The 9,496-nt window shown below is 72.4% G+C and carries 9 protein-coding genes; 6 read left to right on the top strand and 3 right to left on the bottom strand.

Annotated elements, in window-relative coordinates:
* The 3 genes from EHS43_RS28125 to EHS43_RS28115 form a co-directional block, all read left to right on the top strand.
* On the top strand, positions 1 to 329 hold a 329-nt coding region (locus tag EHS43_RS28125), incomplete at its 5' end, for an AAA family ATPase (protein ID WP_148104103.1).
* Positions 326 to 1,165: an ECF transporter S component gene (locus EHS43_RS28120; protein WP_125193542.1), complete on the top strand. Its 840-nt coding sequence runs from the start codon at positions 326 to 328 to the stop codon at positions 1,163 to 1,165. The genes EHS43_RS28125 and EHS43_RS28120, both read left to right, overlap by 4 nt.
* A 285-nt stretch (positions 1,166 to 1,450) precedes the next feature.
* Complete coding sequence (locus EHS43_RS28115) at positions 1,451 to 1,870, top strand: transglycosylase SLT domain-containing protein (protein ID WP_125193541.1); 420 nt, start codon at positions 1,451 to 1,453, stop codon at positions 1,868 to 1,870.
* Positions 1,871 to 1,901: 31 nt separating this feature from the next.
* Here the strand turns inward: EHS43_RS28115 and EHS43_RS28110 are convergent, their stop codons facing one another.
* Complete coding sequence (locus EHS43_RS28110; RefSeq protein ID WP_260470743.1) at positions 1,902 to 2,264, bottom strand: hypothetical protein; 363 nt, start codon at positions 2,262 to 2,264, stop codon at positions 1,902 to 1,904.
* A 134-nt stretch (positions 2,265 to 2,398) separates the two neighbouring features.
* Between EHS43_RS28110 and EHS43_RS28105 the strand changes: the two genes are divergently transcribed.
* Positions 2,399 to 3,097, top strand: coding sequence for a YoaK family protein (locus tag EHS43_RS28105; protein ID WP_125193540.1), 699 nt, complete (start codon positions 2,399 to 2,401; stop codon positions 3,095 to 3,097).
* A 13-nt stretch (positions 3,098 to 3,110) separates the two neighbouring features.
* Here the strand turns inward: EHS43_RS28105 and EHS43_RS28100 are convergent, their stop codons facing one another.
* On the bottom strand, positions 3,111 to 3,944 hold the full coding sequence (locus EHS43_RS28100; RefSeq protein ID WP_125193539.1) for an alpha/beta fold hydrolase: 834 nt from the start codon (positions 3,942 to 3,944) through the stop codon (positions 3,111 to 3,113).
* Positions 3,945 to 4,093: 149 nt separating this feature from the next.
* On the opposite strand from EHS43_RS28100, the gene EHS43_RS28095 reads away from it, so the two are divergent.
* Entirely contained in the window at positions 4,094 to 6,397 is a 2,304-nt protein-coding gene (locus EHS43_RS28095; protein ID WP_125193538.1) for an NB-ARC domain-containing protein, read from the top strand.
* Positions 6,398 to 6,681: 284 nt separating this feature from the next.
* Here EHS43_RS28095 and EHS43_RS28090 read toward each other — a convergent pair whose 3' ends face one another.
* Positions 6,682 to 7,851, bottom strand: coding sequence for a steroid 3-ketoacyl-CoA thiolase (locus EHS43_RS28090; protein ID WP_125193537.1), 1,170 nt, complete (start codon positions 7,849 to 7,851; stop codon positions 6,682 to 6,684).
* 222 nt (positions 7,852 to 8,073) lie between these two features.
* Between EHS43_RS28090 and EHS43_RS28085 the strand changes: the two genes are divergently transcribed.
* Positions 8,074 to 9,312 carry a cytochrome P450 gene (locus tag EHS43_RS28085; RefSeq protein WP_125193536.1) on the top strand — a complete coding sequence of 413 codons (1,239 nt, stop codon included), beginning with the start codon at positions 8,074 to 8,076 and terminating at the stop codon, positions 9,310 to 9,312.
* Positions 9,313 to 9,496: the final 184 nt, after the last annotated feature.

The following is a 9,496-nucleotide window of genomic DNA, read 5'->3' as shown; positions in this document are numbered from 1 at the left end:
GCCTCGCCGTGGTGCTGACCGCCCGCCCGCCCCTGCTGCTCCTCGACGAGCCGACCCGCGGCCTGGACTACGCGGCGAAGGCCCGCCTGGTGCGCCTGCTCGCAGACCTCGCAGCCGCCGGCCACGCGATCCTGCTGGCCACCCACGACGTGGAACTTGCCGCCGAGCTCGCGCACCGGGTGATCCTGCTGGCCGAGGGCGAGGTGATCGCCGACGGCCCGGCGACCGAGGTCATCCCCTCCTCGCCCTCCTTCGCCCCGCAGGTCAGCAAGATCCTCGCCCCGCAGCGCTGGCTGACGGTCACCGAGGTGCGGAAGGCCCTGTCATGACCCGGGACCCCGCCCGCCTCCGCGACCCCGTCACCGTCCGGGCCGTCCGTCTCGGCCCCCGCTCGGTCCTCACGCTCGCCCTGGTCAGCGCCGTCGGTGTCGTCGCCTTCGGCTGGCCCTTCCTCGCCCCGCCCACCTCCCAGGTCGGCACCCACGCCCAGGACGCCCCCTGGCTCTTCGCCGGGCTGCTCGTCCTGCTCGTCGCGGTGGTCGCCGCGGCGCTCGCGGAGTCGGGGCTGGGCCCGAAGGCCGTGGCGATGCTCGGTGTGCTCGCCGCGACCGGCGCCGCGCTCAGGCCGATCGGCGCGGGCACCGCCGGCATCGAGCCGATGTTCTTCCTGATGGTGCTCAGCGGCCGGGTCCTCGGCCCGGGCTTCGGCTTCGCGCTCGGCAACGTCACGATGTTCGCGTCCGCCCTGCTCACGGGCGGGGTGGGGCCGTGGATGCCGTTCCAGATGCTGGCGATGGGCTGGTTCACGATGGGCGCGGGTCTGCTGCCGGTCCGCGCGCGAGGCCGTACGGAGGTCAGGGTGCTGGCCGCCTACGGCTTCCTCGCCGCCTTCGCCTACGGCACCGCGATGAACATGGCCGGCTGGCCCTTCATGGGCGCGCTCGCCTCGGACATCGCCTTCGACCCGCACGCGGACGTGCCTGCCAACCTGGCCCGTTTCCTCGCGTACTGCGTGGCCACGTCCCTGGGCTGGGACCTCGGCCGGGCCCTGGTCACCGTCGTCCTGACGCTCACCCTCGGTCCGGCCCTCCTCAGGGGGCTGCGCCGGGCCACCCGCCGTGCCGCCTTCGAGGCCCAGGTCACATTCGAGGCGCCCGGGCGGTGAAGCGTCCCACATGACCCAGCTCACCTACTAAGAGAAACAGTAGGAATATTTCAGACATAACGCCCATCACACACCCCCTCTGACCTGCACTTTGAGAGCCGGATCACACGGATGACCTTTCCCGGCGATTCGACCACAACTAGTAAAAGGGGTCATTGCGGGCGCCTTCCGGGCCTGTTTCTCTGGACGACGTCGCACGGCGCCGACGAGCCCACGGGCCTCGGCGCCGACGCATGTCCACCGGGACCGCGAGCGACACCACCGTCCCCGAAGAAAAGGTTCCTCGTGTCCGTCTCCCGCTTCGCCCGCCGCATCGCTTCCCCGAAGAAGGCCATCACCACCGCCGCGATGGCCGCCGCCACCGCCGGCCTGGTCCTGACCGCGGCGCCGGCCCAGGCGGCCACGACCAACTCCTCCGCCCAGGCCAAGGCCATCGCGCACAAGATGATCCCGAACGCCGCGCAGTACAACGCGTTCAGCAAGATCGTCGAGCACGAGAGCGGCTGGGACGTCAACGCCACGAACTCCTCCTCCGGCGCCTACGGCCTGGTCCAGGCGCTGCCCGGCTCCAAGATGGCCTCGGCCGGCTCCGACTGGAAGACCAACGCCAAGACCCAGATCAAGTGGGGCCTCGACTACATGAACTCCCGCTACGGCAGCCCGACCGCCGCCTGGGCCTTCTGGCAGGCCAACGGCTGGTACTGAGCCGCCGCACACGTCTGAGCCGCCGCACACGTCAGCGTCGTACGCCGTCGAAGAACCGCACCACCTGGGGGGCCGACACCAGGACCGACCCGAAGTGGTCCACGGCCCCCTGATCGACCACCCGCACCCTCGCGCCCTGACCTGCGAGGGTGCGGGCGCATGTCCGGGTGTTGCCGAGCGGCACGTCGGTGTCGCCCGACGCGGCGTACAGCCGCACCGGCACCCGCGGCTTCCAGTCGCAGGTGTGGTCGGCGGCGCGCATCGCGTCCAGCAGCGGGCCGGACGGATGCCGCAGACGCTCGCGGAAGGCGGGGGTGAGCAGCCGTTCCACCGCGGGCACGAGTCCCCTGACGACGCCCTCCTGCTCGTGACTCCCGTCGAGCAGGCTCTCCACCCGGCTCGCGTAGGGCGCCCGGACGGCTTCGGAGGTCGACGCCAGGGACGCGCGGCTCGCCCCGGCATCCGAGAACCCCCCGCATCCGTGGTGGACTTGGGTGCACCCCGACCGTCCGGCCGTCCGGAGACCCCATGAGCGAACAGAGCGGCACCGACACGAAGGCGGCCGGCGATCCCGAGGCGCGTGGACTGCGCCTGGTGGCCGTGCTGCTGGGGCTGACGGTGGTCAGCGGACTGATCGACGCCGTCAGCTATCTCGGCCTCGAACACGTCTTCACCGCGAACATGACGGGCAACGTGGTCGTCCTCGGGTTCGCCGCGGCCGGGGCGCCCGGCTTCTCGGTGCCGCACACGCTGACCTCGCTGGTGTCGTTCGTGGTCGGCGCGGCGGCGGGCGGCCGGGTCGCCGTGCGCCTAGGCTCCGGCTCCCGCCGCACCTGGGCCCGGCTCACCCTCGCCGCCGAGGCGGTCCTGCTGGGGGTGTCGGCCGTGGTCGCCTTCGCCGCGCCCGGCGCCACGGCCACCGCCTACGCCCTCATCGCCGTCACGGCGTTCGCCATGGGACTGCGCAACGCCACGGTCCGCAAGCTCGGCATCCCTGACCTGACGACGACCGTGCTGACCATGACGTTGACGGGCCTGGCCGCCGACTCCCGGGCCGGCGGCGGCCCCGGCACCCGCTCCCCCCGCCGCACGGCGTCGGTGATCGCGATGGTGGCCGGGGCCGGACCGGGCGCGTGGCTTGTCCTCCACCACGGCCTCGCGATCCCGCTGGCGATCGCGGCGGGGCTGGTGGCCGTGCTGGCGGTGACCGCGTCGGGGCGGGAGTAGCCCGCCTGTCCGGCTACTTGGCCAGGAAGGCCAGCAGTGCCGAGGTGACCTCCTCGGCGTGGGTCCACAGCAGGCCGTGCGGGGCGCCCTCGATCTCGACGTACTCGGCGGACGGCAGCAGCGCGTGGAAGGGCCGGCCGGTGGCGTCGATGGGCAGGATGCGGTCGCCGGTGCCGTGCAGGATCAGCGCCGGGACGTCGATCTTCGCCACGTCGGCGCGGAAGTCGGTGATCCAGGTGGGCACGCAGGCCACCGAGGCGTGGGCCGAGGCGCCCGCGGCCACGTTCCAGCTGCCCCGCACGGCGGCTTCGCTGATCCGGCTGCCGAGCGTCTCGTCCAGGTTGTAGAAGTCCTGGTAGAAGGCGTCGAAGTAGGCGTACCGGTCCTTGGTGACGGCTTCCAGGATGCCGTCGAACACGGACTGGTCCACGCCGGCCGGGTTGTCGTCGGTCTTGAGCAGGAAGGGCTCCAGGGAGGCCAGGAAGGCCGCCTTGGCGATCCGGCCCGAGCCGTAGGTGCCCAGGTAGCGGCCGACCTCGCCGGTGCCCATCGAGAAGCCGACCAGGACCGCGTCGGTCAGGTCCAGGGTGGTGAGGACCTTGTCGAGGTCGGCGGCGAAGGTGTCGTAGTCGTAGCCGGTGGTGGGCTGCGAGGAGCGGCCGAAGCCGCGGCGGTCGTAGGTGATGACCCGGTGGCCGGCCTCCAGCAGGGCGGGCAGCTGCTTCTCCCAGGAGTGGCCGTCGAGCGGGTAGCCGTGGATCAGCACGACGGGCTGTCCGGTGCCGTGGTCCTCGTAGTAGAGCTCGATCGGCGCGCTGTTCTCTTCACCCACGGTGATGTACGGCATGTCGTTTTCCTTCTTCCTTCGACGGGTTTCCAGCACACCATTCGCGGCCGGTGGTCACCAGGCAGAAGTGCAGGCGGAAGTGCAGGCAGAAGTTCAGGCGGAGACGCGGGCGGAAGCGGCAGTGGGGAGCGCTTGTTCTAATTGTCGTGATGACCAGACCTGCTTCCGAAGTTCCGCAGTCCGATGTCCCTGCCGGCGGCACCGCCTTCGGCGTGATGCTGCGCTCCCTGCGCCGGGGCGCCCGGCTCACCCTGGAGGAGCTGTCCGAGGCGTCCGGGGTGAGCGTACGAGCGCTCGGTGACCTGGAGCGCGGGCGCAGCCGGGGGCCGCAGCGCCGTACCGTCGACGCGCTCGCCGCGGCCCTGCGGCTCGACGCCGAGCAGGGCGAGCGCCTGCGGCGGCTGGCCGACACCGGCCGGGACCGCGGCGGCCCGCCCGCCTCGCCCTATCTCCTGCGGACCGTCCCGGACTTCACCGGCCGCAGGCAGGAACTGGCGGACCTGGAGGCGCTCGCCACCGGCACCCGCACGCGGGCGGCGGTGCTGTTCGGGCCGGGCGGGCAGGGCAAGACGACGCTGGCGGCGGAGGCCGTACGGCGGCTAGCGGGCGCCTTCCCGGACGGCAGCGTCTGCGTCCAGCTGCACGGCATGAGCGACTCCCCGCTGTCGTCCGCCGAGGCGCTGGTCCTGCTCCTGACGGCACTGGGGCACCCCGCGGACCGGATCCCGGTGGACCCCGTGGCCCGCGAGGCGGTCTACCGGGCCGCGCTCGCCGGCCGGCGGACGCTGGTCGTCCTCGACGACGCGGCCGACGAGACGCGGACCAGGCCGCTGCTGCCGGACGCCGAGGGCAGTTTCGTGCTGATCACCAGCAGGCGTCCGCTGGCCGGTCTGGAAGGGGTGCGGCGGATCAGGCTCGGCGGGCTCAGCGGCGGGGAGTCGACGAGGCTGCTGGAGCGGATCCTCGGCGCCCCGCGCACCGAGGGCCAGTCCGAGGCGGTCATCCGGCTGACCGAGCTGTGCGGGCATCTCCCGCTGGCCCTACGGATCGTCGGCAACCGCCTTTCCAGCCGACCGAGTTGGACCCCGGCCCGGCTGGCGGGCCAACTCGCGGACGAGGAGCGCAGATTGAGCGGTCTGGTCGCGGGCGATCTCGCCGTACGCAGTGCCCTGGCCCTCTCCTACGGCCAACTCACGCCGGAGCACCGGCTGTTGCTGCGCCGCCTGAGCCTCGTCCCCGGCCACGACACCGGCCCCGACCTGGCCGCCGTACTGACCGGCGAGGACCCGGTCACCACCGAGGACTCCCTCGATCTGCTGGTGGACCGGGGCCTGCTGGAGGAGAGCGCGCCGGGCCGGTACGCCCCGCACGATCTCGTACGGCTCTTCGCGCGCGAGCAACTGGCCGCGGAGGAGCCGGAGTCGGTGACCCGTGAGGTGCGGCTGCGGATGGCGGACTGGCTGCTGCGGTCGGCCTCGGCGGCGGGGCGCTGCTTCGAGGAGCCGGGCGCGCCCCAGCCGTGGCCGGGTGAGATCGCCGCCCTCGTCCCCGGGTCCGCGGAGGCGGCGGAGGCGTGGCTGACCGCCGAACGAACGAACTGGGCGGGCGCCCTGCCGGTGCTGTTCGCGGCAGGGCGGCACGCGGAGATCCTGCACGTCTCGCGCACCCTGTACTGGTTCTCCGACCGCTGGAGCCAGTGGCCGGAGTGGCAGACCCTCTTCTCCCACGGCGTCCGGTCCGCGGCCGCCCTCGGGGACCGCGCGGCCGAGGCCCACCAGCTCAACTGCCTGGCCTGGGCCCACTCGGTCGGTGCCTTCCAGTACGCGCAGGCCGAGCAGCTCGCCCGCCGGGCGCTCGAACCGGCGACGGAGACGGGCGATCTGGACCAGCAGGCCTGGGCGTGGGCGTACATCAGCGGGGCCTGCATGGGGCTCGACCGGCCGGCGGAGGCGGCGGATGCGGCCGCGCGGGCGACCCGGCTCTTCGAGACCACGGGGGACTCCACCGGCAAGGCGGTCTCCCAGCGGGTCCTCGGCACCGCGCTGCGGGAGTCCGGACGCGCCGAGGAGGCACTGGCCCTGCACCGGGCCCTGCTCGGCACCCGGACCGGGGACGTTCCCGGCCTGAACGAGTTCATGGCGGCCCTGCTGCGCTGCGAGACGGCCCGGGACCTGCTGGCCCTGGAACGCTGGTCCGAGGCGGCGGCGGCCTTCCGGGCCGTCGGCACCCCCCTCGACCACGCCGGCGTCGACCGCCTGCGCGCCTACACCTCCCTCGGTCTCGCCACGGCCCTGGAACACTGCGGCGACCCCACCGGGTCCCGCGAGCACTACGTCCGGGCCCGCGACCTGTTCACCCAGTTCGGCGACACCGCGTCGGTCGCGGAGGCGGCCGCCGGCCTCGAACGCCTCGTGCCCCCGGCCGGGGGCACGACCCGCGACGCCGGCACCTGACCCTCCGGCAACCCGGCGGGCCGGCCCTCCGACTGGAACCACCCGCACACCGACCCGGGAGCTTCACACGTACGGTGCCGCCCGGCCTGGGGCGCCTCGGACCCCCGCCCGAAGACCCGACCCGCAACGCCGGCACCTGACCCTCCGGCGACCCCGCGGGCCGGCCCTCCGGCCGGGACCACCGGCACACCGGCCCCGGAGCGTCACACGTGCGGTGCCGCCCGGCCTGGGGCGCCTCGCCGGGGAAGGTCCTCGCGAGGTCGCCCCGTACGCGTCGACCTCGGCTACAGCCGCTGGATGATCGTCCCCGTCGCCAGCGCTCCGCCCGCGCACATCGTGATCAGTGCGAACTCCTTGTCCGCGCGCTCCAGTTCATGCAGGGCGGTCGTGATGAGCCGCGCCCCGGTGGCCCCCACAGGGTGCCCGAGCGCGATCGCGCCGCCGTTGACGTTGACCTTCTCCAGGTCCTGTTCGAAGACCTGGGCCCAGCTGAGCACGACGGACGCGAAGGCCTCGTTGATCTCGACGAGGTCGATGTCCTTCAGGGACATGCCCGCCTTGCCGAGGACCGCGCGGGTCGCGTCGACCGGCCCGTCGAGATGGAAGTGCGGGTCGGCGCCGACCAGCGCCTGCGCCACGATCCGCGCCCGCGGCCTCAGCTTCAGCGCCCGCGCCATCCGCTTGGACGCCCACATGATCGCCGCGGCTCCGTCGCTGATCTGGGACGAGTTGCCCGCCGTGTGGATCGCCGTCGGCATGACCGGCTTGAGGCCCGCCAGCGCCTCCATGGACGTGTCGCGCAGCCCCTCGTCCCGGTCGACGAGCCGCCACATGCCCTGCCCGGCCCGCTGTTCGTCCTCGACGGTCGGCACCTGGACCGCGAAGGTCTCCCGCTTGAAACGCTCCTCGGACCAGGCGGCCGCCGCCCGCTCCTGGGAGAGCAGGCCGAGCGCGTCGACGTTCTCCCGGCTCAGCCCCCGGCGCCGCGCGATCCGTTCGGCCGCCTCGAACTGGTTGGGCAGGTCGACGTTCCACTCGTCCGGGAACGGCTTGCCCGGCCCGTGCTTGGACCCCGACCCCAGCGGCACCCGGGACATCGCCTCGACACCGCAGCTGATGCCGACGTCGATGACCCCGGCCGCGATCATGTTGGCGACCATGTGGGAGGCCTGCTGCGAGGAGCCGCACTGGCAGTCGACCGTCGTCGCCGCGGTCTCGTACGGCAGCCCGACGGTCAGCCAGGCCGTGCGCGCGGGGTTCATGGACTGCTCGCCGGCGTGGGTGACCGTGCCGCCGACGATCTGTTCCACCGCGTCGGCGGGGATGCCGGCACGGCCGAGGAGTTCTCGGTAGGTCTCGCCCAGCAGATAAGCGGGGTGCAGATTGGCGAGCGCGCCGCCGCGCCTGCCGATGGGGGTGCGGACGGCTTCGACGATCACGGGTTCGGCGGCCATGGGTGCGGGTCCTCTCCTCCGAACGGATCCCTGGAACTAGTACGTGTTCTAGTTAGCGCGTTGTGTGCAGTCTGCTGACGACCCGGCCACCACCGCAAGGGTCTTGCAGGCAATTGAGGTCTCCGTGCCCCTTGCCTCTTGTAGAACCCGTTACTACCTTCACGGCAGCTCTGTTCCTGATGGACCGTCAGAACGATTCCAGACAGCTGGAGTGAGTTGCCGATGACCTGTCCAGCGCTCCCCGACGGATTCGACTTCACCGACCCCGACCTGCTGCAAAGCCGCGTACCGCTGCCGGAGTTCGCCGCACTGCGCCGGGCCGAACCGGTGCGCTGGATCCCCCAGCCGGGCAATGTGGCCGGCTTCCAGGACGAGGGGTACTGGGCGGTCACCCGGCACGCGGACGTCAAGTACGTCTCCACGCACCCCGAGATCTTCTCCTCCACCCTCAACACGGCGATCATCCGCTTCAACGAGCACATCCAGCGGGACGCGATCGACGCGCAGCGGCTGATCCTGCTCAACATGGACCCGCCGGAGCACACCAGGGTCCGCGGGATCGTCCAGCGGGTGTTCACGCCCCGGGCCATCCGCGCCCTGGAGGAACGCCTGCGCAACCGCGCCCACGCCATCGTCGAGACCGCGCGCGCCCTGCCCGGCGAGTCCTTCGACTTCGTCACCCAGGTCGCCTGCGAACTGCCCCTGCAGGCCATCGCCGAGCTCATCGGCATCCCGCAGGACGACCGGGCGAAAATCTTCGACTGGTCCAACAAGATGATCTCGTACGACGATCCGGAGTACGCGATCACCGAGGAGGTCGGCCAGGAGTCGGCCATGGAGGTCATCGCCTACGCGATGAACATGGCCGCCGACCGCAAGCAGTGCCCGGCCAAGGACATCGTCACCACGCTGGTCGCCGCCGAGGACGAGGGCAACCTCAACTCCGACGAGTTCGGCTTCTTCGTGCTGATGCTGGCGGTCGCGGGCAACGAGACGACCCGCAACGCCATCACCCACGGCATGCACGCCTTCCTCACCCACCCCGACCAGTGGGAGCGGTACAGGGCCGAGCGCCCCTCGACGGCCGCGGAGGAGATCGTCCGCTGGGCCACCCCGGTCAACGCCTTCCAGCGCACCGCCACTCAGGACACCGAACTCGGCGGCAAGCAGATCCGGAAGGGCGACCGGGTGGGCATCTTCTACGCCGCCGCCAACCACGACCCCGAGGTCTTCGAGAACCCGGACGTCTTCGACATCACCCGCGACCCCAACCCGCACCTCGGCTTCGGCGGCGGAGGCCCGCACTACTGCCTCGGCAAATCCCTGGCGGTGCTGGAGATCGACCTGATCTTCAACGCCATCGCCGACGCCATGCCGGACCTGCGGCCCGCCGGCGACCCACGCCGCCTGCGCTCGGCATGGATCAACGGCGTCAAGGAACTCCAGGTCACCCTGGGGTGACCCAGGCCCCGGCGCTCGGGGCCGGGGCCGCATCAGGCCGTCGGCCCGGCGCGACGGCAGCGAACGCCCCGCGAGGTGCGGCCCCGGCCGTTGGCCGACGACCCCGCGCCCGCTCCCCGCCCGGCTCGAACACGTCCAGGCCGATCCACGAGACGCCCGCCCGGAACCCGGCGCACCACAAGCA

The organism is Streptomyces sp. RP5T (genome assembly GCF_003933965.1).
In the GTDB taxonomy this organism is placed as follows: Bacteria; Actinomycetota; Actinomycetes; order Streptomycetales; family Streptomycetaceae; genus Streptomyces.
This window is presented reverse-complemented; position numbering and strand designations above follow the sequence as displayed.